Origin of the sequence: Cognatundibacterium oligocarboniphilum, assembly GCF_013377855.1 — a bacterium.
GTDB lineage: Bacteria > Pseudomonadota > Gammaproteobacteria > Burkholderiales > Burkholderiaceae_D > Undibacterium > Undibacterium oligocarboniphilum.
The window spans coordinates 1-13,333 of sequence record NZ_JABXYJ010000013.1 but is presented as its reverse complement, the minus strand read 5'-3'; the positions used below and the strand labels follow the sequence as shown (position 1 = coordinate 13,333).

Below are 13,333 nucleotides of genomic sequence, written 5' to 3'. Positions count from 1 at the left end.
ATCGTCAACATTTGTTCTGTTGATCTGCCACAACAGTGCGACTTGTTCGCTTTTACCCTCATAGCTGCGGCTATTCATGAACAAAATGGGCTGTCACATACTCCCGGGCAGTATATAAATAAATAAATAGCCTTATTCTCTATATAAAACCTAGGTTCTCTTTACATACTCCACAGTTTTAACCCAATATTGCCGATTGTTTTCACTCCGGAAAGACTGAACAGCCCGTTCCCGGCGGCATTCTTTGTTACACTCCCTGCTGCTTCTTTTTCTGAATAAACCATTTCCATGAATACCTCCTTACCGCAGTTGCACTGGATTGAAGACGGGCAAGCGCGGAGTTGCCGCTGGCATGCAGAAAATGGCAGCCCGCCACCTAAAAGAGTGCAGGTAGCAGATGAACGGCTGAATGCGGATACGGCTTACCGCCTTGCCTGCGAAGGCACCGCGCTGCTGTGGCAGGGTGATTTTCATCAGGCCAAGCAAATGCTGCAGGCCATGGCACGGCGTATCGACAAAAAACCGGTAAAGAAAAAGACTGCGCCGGCCACGGATGCGCAAACCGCTTTTCACCTGCATCGCCAGGCACAATCGCAGCGAGCCCGGGTGCTGGCAATGCTGCTGATTCCGTTTGATACCGACTACCGGATTCCGTTGCGACGGGCACCCGATGTGCAACAAGCCTGCACCGAAGCTTATGGCGCGCCAACCACTGCCTTCGTGGCTTCTTTGCGCGAGCTGCTCGGCATTATCGGTGCGCATGAATGGCGCAGGAACGGGGTTGAAGTTGCCGCACTCGGCGCAAAAATTTATCCGCACTACGGTGTTTTTTCTCCGGTCCGCGGCGAATACATTGATCTGGTCTGGAAGGCGCGCCTGCCCTCCACCGAACTCGCATTCGACATCGGTGTCGGCAGCGGTGTATTGTCCGCCGTGCTGGCAAAGCGCGGTGTGCAAAAAATCATTGCCACCGATCAGGACCCGCGCGCGCTGGCGTGTGCCAGAGACAATCTGGAACGTCTCAGCCTCGCTGCACAGGTAGAGTTACAGCAAACCGATTTATTCCCGGCTGGAAAAGCGCCGCTGATTGTGTGCAATCCGCCGTGGCTGCCCGCCCGGCCAAATTCACCGGTTGAACACGCCGTATATGACCCTGAAAGCCGCATGCTGCGTGGATTTCTGACCGGTGTCGGCGTCCATCTGGAACCCGGTGGTGAAGCCTGGCTGATCATGTCCGATTTCGCAGAACATCTGGGATTACGCAGTCAGGAAGAGTTCTGGCAATGGATCGACGCCGGCGGTCTGACTGTGAGTGGAAAAATGGATATCCGGCCACGCCATCCGAAATCGACAGATACCTGCGATCCACTGCACGCCGCACGCGTGCAGGAAGTGACATCTCTGTGGCGCTTGAAATTAAAATAAACTCCAGGCTTTTATTACAGCAAGCTGCCGTCAGGCATTGTTTGTGATGTTCGGGTTCATTTCACGTTTTCTTTATTTTAATTTTTGATTTTCTTCTTTGTTTTAACCATTGTCTTTATGAATAAACCAGCCAGAATCCTGACATTTAAATGCACCAGCTGCAGTAAGCCGGTGCAGGTCTTTTTACAAAAAGTATCTGCCTGCGCCCATATTGCGCCGTATCAGGGCATCTGCAGTTGCGGGACCGTCATGAAACATGCAACCGGCAACAAAGAAGCGGTCGAATCCTATATGCATTCCGATTCCGTCACCTGGTCACATCATCATTGAGACTGACGGCTCACTGCGCCGCAAACCAGATGTTCCGGTACTGAAAACGGATTTCAGCACCGGCATTTGCACCGGACTATGACCGGTTACCCGCGCCGGATGCGTTTTTAGAAGTCCTTCCCCGCGAAAGCATTTATAATCGAAGGCTTTTGCAGCTGTTTTCTGAACATAATGAAGGTATTTCGCGGACTTCCGAATGCCGCCTCCCGTGCTCCCTGTGCATTGGCGATAGGTAATTTTGATGGTGTGCATCGCGGCCATCAGACTTTGCTCGCGCATTTACGTCAGGCAGCCAACCAGCTGGGTCTGGAATCGGCTGTGATGACATTTGAACCACATCCCCGTGCTTTTTTTGCCAAACTCGCCGGAGATTTATCCAAAGCACCTTCCAGAATTGCCAATCTGCGTGACAACATGACATCGTTGCAAAAAGCCGGTGTCGACCGCGTGATTGTCGAACATTTCAATGCCCATTTTGCTGCACTGTCGCCGGAAGACTTTATCCGCAAGGTACTGGTCGAAGGCCTGCATGTGAAATGGCTGATGGTAGGCGAAGATTTTTGTTTCGGCGCACGCCGGGCCGGCAATATCGCCACGCTGGAAGAGGCCGGCAAACGCTATGGCTTTGAAGTCCGGACCCTGCCGGCAGTCCAGAATAAAGGCGTCAGAATCTCCTCATCGGCTGTCCGTGCTGCTTTAGCGCAAGGCAATTTTGAAGACGCACGGGAGCTGCTTGGCCATCCCTACCGGATCTCCGGCCATGTGATCCACGGCCAGAAACTGGGGCGCACGATCGGGTTTCCGACCCTGAATCTGCGTATTGCACATCATCGTCCGGCGCTCACCGGTATCTTTGTTGTCCAGGTACATGGCCTGGCAGAACAGCCTCTGCCCGCAGTAGCGAGTCTGGGCGTCCGTCCGACGGTTGATGATAGCGGCCGGGTACTGCTAGAAACCCATGTGTTCGATTACGCCGGCCATGCCTATGGCAAGGTCGTGCAGATTGAATTTCTGAAAAAACTACGCGATGAAGAAAAATACGGCGATCTGGAAACCCTGACCGCCGCGATTGAACGTGACGCCGAACAGGCGCGCACTTATTTCGACGCCGCCTCACGGATTCCGGCCAGTAGCGCCACCGACCGAATTTGAAGCTCTGTCAGGCTGATCAGCAGCGTACGACAACACCGCTGTACACAGCAAGCAGATGCTTCCACCTGTATTTATAAATTCAAAGAAAATAATTATGTCCGATAACAAACCTGCAAAAGCTGCCAATAAATATCCGGTTAACATGACCGAAACACCCTTCCCCATGCGTGGCGATCTGGCCAAGCGCGAACCGAAATGGGTGAAGGAATGGCAGGATAAAAAAATCTACGAACGTGTGCGCAAAGCTGCTGCCGGTCGTCCGAAATTCGTTCTGCATGATGGTCCGCCGTATGCCAATGGCGATATCCATATCGGTCACGCTGTGAATAAAATACTCAAGGATATGATTGTCAAAGCCCGCACGATGGCAGGCTTTGATGCACCGTATGTACCGGGTTGGGATTGCCACGGTATGCCGATCGAAATCCAGATCGAAAAACTGCACGGTAAAAATCTGCCGGTGAATGAAGTGCAGTCCAAAGCCCGCGCTTATGCTGAAGAGCAGATCGCCCGCCAGAAAGCTGACTTCATCCGTCTGGGTGTATTGGGTGAATGGGATAATCCTTACAAGACAATGAACTTCAGCAATGAAGCGGATGAAATCCGTGCGCTGGGTCAGTTGCTCGAGAAGGGCTATGTTTATCGCGGTCTGAAGCCAGTGAACTGGTGTTTCGACTGCGGTTCCGCGCTGGCCGAAGCGGAAGTAGAATACGAAAACAAGCGCGATCCGTCGATCGATGTCGGCTTTCCGTTTGCCGAGCACGACAAACTGGCACAAGCGTTCAAAATGGACAAGCTGCCGCATCAGAACGGCTTCTGCGTGATCTGGACCACCACGCCGTGGACCATCCCATCGAATCAGGCATTGAACATGCATCCGGAAATCAGCTATGCGCTGGTCGAAACGATACGTGACGGCGCGCCGCTGTTGCTGATCCTGGCGCAGGAACTGGTGGAATCCAGCCTCGCAAAATATGAACTCGAAGGCAAAATCATCGCGACCTGTAGCGGTGCTGATCTGACAGAGATCCGTTTCAAACATCCGCTGTCTTCGCTGCATGAGGGCTATGACCGCTATTCGCCAGTCTATCTGGGCGATTACGTAACGCTGGACAGCGGTACCGGTGTAGTGCATTCGGCTCCAGCCTACGGTATCGAGGATTTCCAGTCCTGCAAAGCGCATGGCATGCAAGATGACGAGATCATCGCCCCGGTTATGGGTGATGGCCGCTATGCGTCCAGTCTGCCGTTTTTTGCTGGCATGACCATCTGGGAAGCCTCCAAACCGATCTGCGATAAATTGCGCGAAGCCGGTGCCCTGTTATCGCTGAAAATGTTTGATCACAGCTATATGCACTGCTGGCGTCATAAAACACCGATCATCTACCGCGCCACCTCACAATGGTTCGCGAGTATGGATAACACACCGAAAGACGGTCGTGCCTCGCTGCGTGAAACTGCACTCAAGGCAATCGACGAAACTGCATTCTTCCCTGCCTGGGGGAAAGCGCGTCTGCATGGGATGATCGCGAACCGTCCTGACTGGACCTTATCCCGCCAGCGTCAGTGGGGCGTGCCGATGGCATTTTTTCTGCATAAAGAAACCGGACAATTGCATCCACGCACATCGGAATTGCTTGAACAGATCGCCCAGCGCGTAGAGAAAGAAGGTATCGAGGCCTGGCAACACATGGAAGCCGCTGACCTGCTGGGTGATGACGCAGCCATGTACGTGAAAAACCGCGACACGCTGGATGTCTGGTTCGATTCCGGCACCACGCATTTCACCGTCTTACGCGGCTCGCACAAGGCGCAGTCAACTTATCCTGCTGATTTGTATCTGGAAGGCTCGGATCAGCATCGCGGCTGGTTCCACTCATCCCTGCTGACAGCTTCCATGCTGGATGGTCACGCACCTTATAAAGCATTGCTCACGCATGGTTTCGTGGTGGATGGCGAAGGCAAAAAAATGTCCAAGTCCAAGGGCAATGTGGTGGCACCGCAAAAAATCTCCGATACGCTGGGTGCCGACATCCTGCGTCTGTGGGTGGCATCGACCGATTATTCCGGTGAATTGTCGATCTCGGACGAAATCCTGAAACGGGTCACCGAAGCCTATCGCCGTATCCGCAATACTCTGCGCTTCCTGCTGGCGAACACCTCTGACTTTGACTTCAGCAAAGATGTCGTAGCAGTAGATGCGATGCTGGATATCGACCGCTATGCGATTGCGAACATGGCACTGCTGCAAAAAGAGATCCTGGCTCACTACGAGAGCTTTGAATTCCATCCGGTCATCGCCAAGCTGCAGTCGTATTGCTCGGAAGATCTGGGCGGCTTCTATCTGGATATCCTGAAAGACCGGCTGTACACCAGCGGTGTGAATTCACCGGCACGACGCTCTGCGCAGACTGCCATCTGGCATATCACTCAGGCGCTGCTGCGTCTGATGGCGCCGACTTTGTCCTTCACCGCCGAAGAAGCCTGGCAGTTCTTCGCCTCCGCCGAGACGTATCAGGCAAGCGGGGAAACCATCTTTACCCAGACTTACTACCAGTTGCCGCCGGTCGCAGATGCAGAGGCGTTGCTGGCACGCTTTGCAACGCTGCGTACGATACGCGCAGATGTGACAAAACAACTGGAAGAAGTACGGGTGGCCGGCGGCATCGGTTCCTCGCTACAGGCCGAAGTGTTGATCAAAACCAGCGGCGATAAATTTGCCGTGTTAAACAGCTTTGCAGATGACCTGAAATTCACCCTGATTACCTCTGCGGCCAGCGTAGAACAAGTCGCCAGCGAAACAGATGAAACCGTCGTGGTCACCCCGTCCAGGTATGAAAAGTGCGAGCGCTGCTGGCATTATCGTGCTGACGTCGGCACCCATGCAGACCATCCGGGTCTGTGTCAACGTTGCCACAGCAATCTGTTCGGCAGCGGTGAATCGCGCCGCTTTGCCTGATTAACCTGATTTGCAGCAAGCTGTGTACGGTCATACACTGACCGCACACAGCCATCAGCAGGACTCCGTTCCACTTATTACCAGTTAATGGATTCATCTTCATGGCAAGTAAAAAATCCCCGAAATCCGTATCCCGCCCGCACAGCTCCGGCAACAGCCTGATTCCGTGGCTGGGACTGGCAACCATCGTCATCCTGCTGGATCAGGTCAGTAAGATCACCATCACTAAATTGTTCGCTTATGGCGAAACGCTGGCTGTCACCGGATTTTTTAACCTGATGCTGGTCTATAACAAAGGTGCAGCATTCAGTTTTCTGGCGGCCGAATCCGGTTGGCAGCGTTATCTGTTTACGGCAATCGGCCTGATAGCGGCTGCTTACATCACGTTTCTGCTGAAACGTCACTCCTCACAAAAACTGTTTTGCTGGGCGCTGTCGCTGATCATGGGCGGCGCACTGGGCAATGTGATTGACCGGCTGCTGTATGGTCACGTCATTGATTTCCTGGATTTTCATTATCAGGAGCTGTATCACTTTCCGGCCTTTAATATTGCCGACAGTGCCATCACCATTGGCGCAGCCCTGTTTATTCTGGATGAATTGCGTCGCGTCAGAAAATAAGGAGTACAGATTATGGCTTTGCGACTGGCAGGAAAAAAAATCGTACTCGGCATGACCGGTGGTATCGCCTGTTATAAAGTTGCCGAACTGGTACGCTCGCTCGGGAAAGCAGGCGCTGACGTACACGTGGTGATGACCCAGGCAGCAACACAATTTATCACCCCGGTGACAATGCAGGCGTTGTCGGGGAATACGGTATTTACCGATCAGTGGGATGCCCGCATTGCCAACAACATGCCGCATATTGACCTGACACGCGACGCGGATGCGATCGTGATTGCGCCCTGCAGTACTGATTTCGTGTTCAAACTGGCGCACGGTGCCTGTAATGATCTGCTGTCGACGCTGTGCATCGCACGGCCGGCACATATTCCCCTGCTGGCTGCACCGGCCATGAATGTCGAGATGTGGCAAAACCCGGCAACGCAACGCAATGTCAGCCAGCTTCTGGCAGATGGTATCCTGCTGATGGGACCTGCGGCCGGTGATCAGGCCTGCGGTGAGACAGGCATGGGACGCATGCTGGAGCCAGCTCAGTTGCTGACAGAAATCATCGCTGCATTTCAGCCCAAATCGATGGCTGGCAAACACGTCCTGCTGACCGCAGGGCCCACATTCGAGCCAATCGATCCGGTGCGCGGCATCACCAATCTGTCTTCCGGAAAAATGGGGTATGCAATTGCCGAAGCCGCCTGGGAAGCAGGTGCCCACGTCACGCTGATCTCCGGCCCGACCGCGCTGCCCGCACCCTACGGTGTACAGTGTCTGCATGTACAGACGGCGCAGCAGATGCATGACGCCGTCATGGAAGCGATCGGGCTGCAACATCAAGACGCTTTCATTGCAGTCGCTGCAGTGGCAGACTGGCGCGTCGCCAATGCCAGTTCCCAGAAGCTGAAGAAAAATTCCGGATCCGATATGCCGGAACTGAAATTCGCTCAAAATCCCGATATCCTCACCAGTGTCGCAGCCCTGCCGGATGCACCGTATTGCGTCGGTTTCGCAGCCGAATCAGAAAATCTGCTGGTCTATGGTGCGGCTAAACGCATCAAGAAAAATATTCCGTTATTAGCCGGTAATATCGGACATCACACCTTCGGCCAGGACGATAATGAACTCATCTTATTCGATGCCAACGGCCATCATCATCTGCCGCGTGCGGACAAGCACACGCTGGCGACACAACTGATCGCAGAGCTGGCCGAACGCTTGTCTCAACACTGAGGCACAAGCTGATGCCTTTCCTCTTTTTACTTTGAACGATCTATGAAAAACATTGCACTGAAAATCCTTGATGCCCGCATGAAAGATCAGTTGCCGGTTTATGGCACGCCAGGCAGCGCCGGCCTTGACCTGCGTGCTTGCATTGATGCTCCACTCACAATTCAGCCAGGCGAAACGGTGCTGATTCCAACCGGACTCGCAATCCATATCGCCGACCCCGCTTATGCCGCCATGATTCTGCCACGCAGCGGCATGGGACATAAACATGGGATCGTGCTCGGTAATCTGGTCGGCCTGATCGATTCGGATTATCAGGGGCAACTCATGGTATCCACCTGGAATCGCAGTCAGACCGGTTTTGTCCTGAATCCGATGGAGCGCCTGGCACAGCTCATCATTGTGCCAGTGTTGCAGGTCGGATTTGATATCGTGGAAGAATTTGAAGACAGTGAGCGCGGTGAAGGCGGCTTCGGCAGCACGGGCAAGCACTGAACCCGGCAACAAATCCTGGCGCCAGCCTCTTTTGCCGGAAGCTGGCCCGCACCTCCTGCAGTACTACAGTTGCAACCATTGACCTTTGAATAAAATCGGACCGGATGGCTTGTCCGGATTGCCGGAGCCGCCCTTTGGTTCCAATGAAATGGCCAGCAATGCCTGCTCGTGACTGATCATATGCTCCGGCATCGGCAGGGTTGCGCTGCCCTGACTGGCAAGCAGACCTAGTGACCGGACTTTTCCTTCTTTCGAGACAGACCATAATTCGAGACTCTGATCAGCGCGGATCTGCGGTGCATTCAGCATGCGCACTACCAGTTGCCGGCGGCTGCGGTCGCCGGTAATTAAAGCAATCGCCTGGGCTTTATCATCTTCCAGTGCCGCCACATACTGGGCAGGACTGCGTTCCGGGCGTTCGCTCTGTTTATTCAACATGACTGAAAACAGAATCACCGCGGCAGTCGTCGATACCAGTCCGAGTCCACGCCAGAATGCGAGATCATTTCGTAATTCCCGCCAGAATTGCCAGCGTCCCGAGACAGACTGGGTAACTTTACGGGCGTCCCCGATACGTTGCCGGATTTGTTCCCATACCTGCGGTGAAGGATGGCTAAGCGGCGCAAGTTCTGCCATCGCCAACAAATGTGCCTCCCACTGACGGACCAGCTGGCGCAGACTGGCATCCTGCCGCAACCAGTGCTCAAAACGGCTCCTGGCTCCACCGCGCAAAGTGCCCAGCACATATTCGGCAGCCAGTTTGTGCTGTAATCTGGAGTTATTCTGCAAGGTCTGAAGATTCATCATGCCTCCCGACGATTCAGACATAAGCGCAGCTTATCCAGACCGCGTCGTATCCAGGTTTTGACGGTGCCAACCGGCAAGCGTAATTGTTGGGCGACCTCGCTGTGAGACAGGTCATGAAAAAATGCCAGTGCCATGGCCTGCCGGTGCGCATTTTCCAGACGCGCCATGCAGGAGGCCAGCGCATGTGCATCCTGACTCAATTCCAGATGTCGCGCCGGTGAAACCGTTTCACCTTCCATGGCTTGCAAAACATGCATATCAAAATCGTCGCCATCTATTTCCACGGTGTGATCCAGCCGGCGCAACAAATCAAATGCCCGGTTGCGCACAATCGTTGTCATCCATGTCATCGGCGCAGCCAGACTGGACTGATAACTAGCCGCACTGTTCCAGATATTCACATAACTCTCCTGTAAAACTTCTTCAGCCAGCTCACGTTTATGCAATATACGTAAAGCGAAGCTAAACAGTTTCGAGGATGTGCTCTGGTACAGCAAATGAAATGCCCGGGCATCCTGCCTGGCAACAGCGGCCAGCAAGTCATGCAATTGTCGGGTATCGGCGGTGGACTGAGTCAATGGCGTATCCATCTCTGTCAATGTAAGTATGTCAGGGATTGTAGCCGGATTTCACAAGATTTTCCTAAGTAGGACGAATTGTCAGCAAAGTGTCTCATTTCAGATTTTTTACAGATTCTGAAAAATAGTTGAATCCGTTTGCAGATGACATGCGTATCAGTCTTCGGGCAAATGTTCTTTCTCTGCTCAAAAGAGAAAGAACTATTTTGATTCAATGGAGACCAAGGAGCGGATATGCATTTAACAAAACAACTGGCCTGTGCGGGCCTCTGTGCGGTGATGAGCTGGGAAACTGCCGGTGCTCAGGAAATGAACCGCCCTGATATGGGCAAACTGACGGCCACGGGCGGTGTCAGCAGCGTGGAAGGCACGGGTGGTGGTGGCATTACACCGTGGGCCTTAATCAGCGGCTATGGTAGCAGGGACAGTTATGGTGCCAATGTTCATTACACACAGTTAAACACTCAGGATTACGCCTTGAAATCCTACGGAGTCGCTATGGGCATAGCCGACCGGGTGGAATTATCACTGGCGAATCAGGAATTCACCGGAAGTCTGGCGCCACTGAACGCGCTGAAAATCAGACAGGATATTGTCGGAGTAAAAGTCAGGCTTGCCGGCGATGCTGTCTATGATCAGGATAGCTGGATGCCGCAAATCGCCATCGGTGCACTCTATAAACGGAACAATGGTATCGGGGGTCTGGAAGGTCTCGGTGTCACCAATGTCAAACAACTGGGTGCCAAAGATGATCATGGTACGGACTACTACCTTGCCGCCACCAAAATTCTGCTCGATCAAAGCCTGCTGCTGAATGGCACCGTGCGAATGACCAAGGCCAATCAAATGGGTTTGCTCGGTTTTGGCGGAGATAAAAAAGACAACTACCAAGCTATGCTGGAAGGCTCTGTTGCCTATCTGATTAACCGCAAACTTGCCGCAGGTGTGGAATACCGGATGAAGCCACGGAATCTGGGTGTTGATAACGAAAAAGATTACTACGACGCATTCGTTGCCTGGTTTCCATCAAAAAATCTTTCTATCACAGCGGCTTATGCCAGACTTGGCGATATCACGGTTTTTAACCCGAAAAATCAGCGTGGCTGGTATTTATCAGTACAAGCCGGATTCTGAAAGCCCGGCAGTCTGTTCTCATTTTTTAAGGAAACCGTATCATGAAAAAATTTAAGTATTCCGTAGCCGCAATGTTGCTGACATTCAGCGCTCTTGGTCTGATCACCAGTCACAGTCAGGCGCAGAGCATGTCCGATGCTGTATACCGGGGACTAGGTGAAAAAACAGGTATCAGCAAGATCGTGGCTGATTTTTTAGCTGTCGTGACGAATGATCAGCGCATCAGCGCCGCGTTCGCAGAAACAGATATGGAACGGCTTGCTCTGATGCTGACAGAACAATTCTGTGAACTGAGCGGCGGCCCGTGCAAATACAGTGGAAAAGATATGACCTCTGCGCACCAGTCAATGAAAATTAACAATGCGCAATTCAATGCACTGGCAGAAGATTTACAGATAGCGATGGAAAAGCATCAGATCGCATCTTCCGTTCAAAACAAGTTGATTGCAAAACTAGCCCCTATGCAGCGGCATATCGTGACCCGATAACCCTGCTCTACAGCGATGATCCGGAAGCAATGCCCGGCATTTCTTCCGGTCACTCCACATCAACGGATACTGACATCATGCAGCCAAACTCATTTTCGTTCACCAGACTGATCCTGATTGCCATCTTTATTTACAGCGGCATTGCGGATTCCCAGGCCGCCAATCTGTACGTCAGCACGTTGGATAAAAATGGCGCCCCAATGACGGATGCCGTAGTCTACGCAACACCGCTTAACGGTGCTTTACCACCTGCAGCCAAAACGCCGCCCGCCGTCATTCTCCAGCGCGACATGCAGTTTTCCCCTTATGTCACCGCGATTCGGGTGGGGACGCAGATTGAATTTCCCAACTACGACAAAATGGAACATCACGTTAAATCATTTTCACCGGCTAAGGAATTTGAAATTAAAACGTATGAGCGGGGCGTAACGCCGGCACCGATTCTGTTTGACCGGACTGGTCCCGTCGTTGTCTATTGCTTGCTCCATAACTGGATGCGTGCTTATGTGCTGGTGCTGGAAACGCCTTATTTTGCCAAATCCGATATCAATGGTCAATTACAGCTCGATCACCTGCCAGAGGGTCAATATAAAATCGAAGCATGGCATCCGAATCTGGGCAGCATCAAACCACCGCTCAGTCAGATAATCAGCATTCAAAACAATAACAGTCCGGTCAAATTTCAATTTGATTTCGTTCCGATTGCCCGAAAATCCAGAAATCCTGCTTAAGAAGTACAGCTGCGAATCAACAACAAACAGAAGAAGGGAGTGCGCCTTTGAGACAGAACATCTTGCAGAGTTCTGGTCAACGCTTGTGCGCGATCAATCCGATCAGGGCAGACATCCCTGCATGTTGCGTTCCTTCGTCCAGCGCCTTTTCATATGATATCAGCTGATCAATCTGCATCAATGAAAAGGCATCGCGCAGCAGCTCCTCCGTATAAAGATGCGAAATATCAGGCGGACCGCCGGTTTTATATTCCAGCTGCTTTGGTTTATAACCCTGCAATATCAGGAGTCCGCCGGGCTTTAATGTTTTTTACGAAATTGGGAAACATCCGAGCACGCATAGCAGTATCGGCAAATTGAATAAAAATGGTAACCACTGCATCGTAGTGGTTGTCTTCCCAATGCCAAGAATCGCAATCAGATACCCGCTCCTAATATAATGATGTGCGCCATAGTCTCCTTCATTCAGGCGATTGGTTAGTACACGACAATTTTTAATTCTGGTATTTATTTTCAGAACAGATACCATCTCTACAGTGTGTTAGCGTTTTATTGATGACGTTACTATGGTTCAAGTCACGGATATATATGTCTGCATAACTATGTCAGCAGATAAATCCAAGTCAGATCACATAAACATCAGCTATCAGTAACACTTTTTCTAAATATAATATATTTTTATTTGCTCATTTGCGCAAATTAATTTTTAAATAAATTAACCAATTTAATTTGCAATGGACTTCTTTGATGAAGACGATGCTGTCTCAATGAGGCAGGAAAAACCCGAAGAAGGCGTGGTTTTACTGCGCCAGTTTGCTCGTGCGAATGTGGCGGATATGCTGCAAGATATTCATCAGATAACGGAAAAATCGCCTTTTCGACATATGCTGACGCCAGGTGGATACACGATGTCAGTCAGTACCAGCAGTTGCGGCACGATTGGCTGGATTTCAGACAGGAAAAGCTATCGTTATTCGCCATATGATCCGGAAACTGGTGATCACTGGCCTGTTATACCACCATCCTGGTATCTGCTTGTCCATCAAGCCGCGCATCTTGCAGGTTTTTGGGATTTTGTTCCAGACACCTGTTTAATTAATCGATATGCACCAGGTAATCAATTATCACTTCATCAAGATAAAGATGAGGAAGATTTTAATGTCCCAATTGTGTCGGTATCTTTCGGATTAGCTGCAACATTTTTCCTCGGAGGAATGACCCGATCTTCCAAGGTACAGCGACTGCTCCTGACACATGGCGATGTGCTCGTATTCGGAGGTCCCTCACGCCTGCGCTATCATGGCATTGCACCAGTCCGCACCGGCCATCATCCGGTAACAGGTCCATATCGGATTAATCTCACATTCCGCCGCGCCCTTGGTTGACTCCGACA

14 protein-coding genes are annotated in these 13,333 nt (G+C 51.8%); 11 read left to right on the top strand and 3 right to left on the bottom strand.

Annotation, left to right across the window (positions count from 1 at the left end):
- Nucleotides 1-161: 161 nt before the first annotated feature.
- Nucleotides 162-290, bottom strand: a complete 129-nt coding sequence (locus HV832_RS17540) for a hypothetical protein (RefSeq protein ID WP_263398767.1) — start codon at nucleotides 288-290, stop codon at nucleotides 162-164.
- On the opposite strand from HV832_RS17540, the gene HV832_RS15990 reads away from it, so the two are divergent.
- The 7 genes from HV832_RS15990 (at nucleotide 289) to dut (ending at nucleotide 8,202) form a co-directional block, all read left to right on the top strand.
- Nucleotides 289-1,425: a methyltransferase gene (locus HV832_RS15990; protein ID WP_176804885.1), complete on the top strand. Its 1,137-nt coding sequence runs from the start codon at nucleotides 289-291 to the stop codon at nucleotides 1,423-1,425. The two genes, HV832_RS17540 and HV832_RS15990, sit on opposite strands and share 2 nt — an antisense overlap.
- Before the next feature lie 117 nt (nucleotides 1,426-1,542).
- Nucleotides 1,543-1,755 (top strand): hypothetical protein, encoded by a 213-nt coding sequence (locus HV832_RS17420; RefSeq protein ID WP_223827382.1) that lies wholly within the window; start codon nucleotides 1,543-1,545, stop codon nucleotides 1,753-1,755.
- Between the two features lie 171 nt (nucleotides 1,756-1,926).
- Complete coding sequence (locus HV832_RS15985; RefSeq protein ID WP_176804883.1) at nucleotides 1,927-2,907, top strand: bifunctional riboflavin kinase/FAD synthetase; 981 nt, start codon at nucleotides 1,927-1,929, stop codon at nucleotides 2,905-2,907.
- A gap of 94 nt (nucleotides 2,908-3,001) precedes the next feature.
- Nucleotides 3,002-5,866 (top strand): isoleucine--tRNA ligase, encoded by a 2,865-nt coding sequence (ileS, locus tag HV832_RS15980; protein ID WP_176804881.1) that lies wholly within the window; start codon nucleotides 3,002-3,004, stop codon nucleotides 5,864-5,866.
- Nucleotides 5,867-5,967: 101 nt separating this feature from the next.
- Nucleotides 5,968-6,486 (top strand): signal peptidase II, encoded by a 519-nt coding sequence (lspA, locus tag HV832_RS15975; protein WP_176804879.1) that lies wholly within the window; start codon nucleotides 5,968-5,970, stop codon nucleotides 6,484-6,486.
- Nucleotides 6,487-6,504: 18 nt separating this feature from the next.
- The gene (coaBC, locus tag HV832_RS15970; protein WP_176804949.1) at nucleotides 6,505-7,710 is read left to right on the top strand and encodes a bifunctional phosphopantothenoylcysteine decarboxylase/phosphopantothenate--cysteine ligase CoaBC; all 1,206 of its coding nucleotides are present in this window, start codon (nucleotides 6,505-6,507) and stop codon (nucleotides 7,708-7,710) included.
- A gap of 42 nt (nucleotides 7,711-7,752) precedes the next feature.
- Nucleotides 7,753-8,202, top strand: a complete 450-nt coding sequence (dut, locus tag HV832_RS15965) for a dUTP diphosphatase (RefSeq protein ID WP_176804877.1) — start codon at nucleotides 7,753-7,755, stop codon at nucleotides 8,200-8,202.
- Between the two features lie 63 nt (nucleotides 8,203-8,265).
- On the opposite strand, the gene HV832_RS15960 is transcribed toward dut, so the two are convergent.
- Both HV832_RS15960 and HV832_RS15955 read right to left on the bottom strand, forming a co-directional pair.
- Nucleotides 8,266-9,030 (bottom strand): anti-sigma factor, encoded by a 765-nt coding sequence (locus tag HV832_RS15960; protein ID WP_244954628.1) that lies wholly within the window; start codon nucleotides 9,028-9,030, stop codon nucleotides 8,266-8,268.
- Nucleotides 9,006-9,587, bottom strand: a complete 582-nt coding sequence (locus tag HV832_RS15955; protein WP_223827384.1) for a sigma-70 family RNA polymerase sigma factor — start codon at nucleotides 9,585-9,587, stop codon at nucleotides 9,006-9,008. The genes HV832_RS15960 and HV832_RS15955 overlap by 25 nt, the downstream gene beginning before the upstream one ends.
- Before the next feature lie 279 nt (nucleotides 9,588-9,866).
- On the opposite strand from HV832_RS15955, the gene HV832_RS15950 reads away from it, so the two are divergent.
- From HV832_RS15950 to alkB, 4 genes are all read left to right on the top strand, one after another.
- On the top strand, nucleotides 9,867-10,721 hold the full coding sequence (locus tag HV832_RS15950; protein WP_223827385.1) for a DUF3034 family protein: 855 nt from the start codon (nucleotides 9,867-9,869) through the stop codon (nucleotides 10,719-10,721).
- A 41-nt stretch (nucleotides 10,722-10,762) separates the two neighbouring features.
- A complete protein-coding gene (locus HV832_RS15945) occupies nucleotides 10,763-11,209 on the top strand; it encodes a group I truncated hemoglobin (RefSeq protein ID WP_176804871.1) in 447 nt (148 codons plus the stop codon).
- 77 nt (nucleotides 11,210-11,286) lie between these two features.
- Complete coding sequence (locus HV832_RS15940; RefSeq protein WP_176804869.1) at nucleotides 11,287-11,940, top strand: methylamine utilization protein; 654 nt, start codon at nucleotides 11,287-11,289, stop codon at nucleotides 11,938-11,940.
- Between the two features lie 734 nt (nucleotides 11,941-12,674).
- Nucleotides 12,675-13,325 carry a DNA oxidative demethylase AlkB gene (gene alkB, locus HV832_RS15935; RefSeq protein ID WP_176804867.1) on the top strand — a complete coding sequence of 217 codons (651 nt, stop codon included), beginning with the start codon at nucleotides 12,675-12,677 and terminating at the stop codon, nucleotides 13,323-13,325.
- Nucleotides 13,326-13,333: the final 8 nt, after the last annotated feature.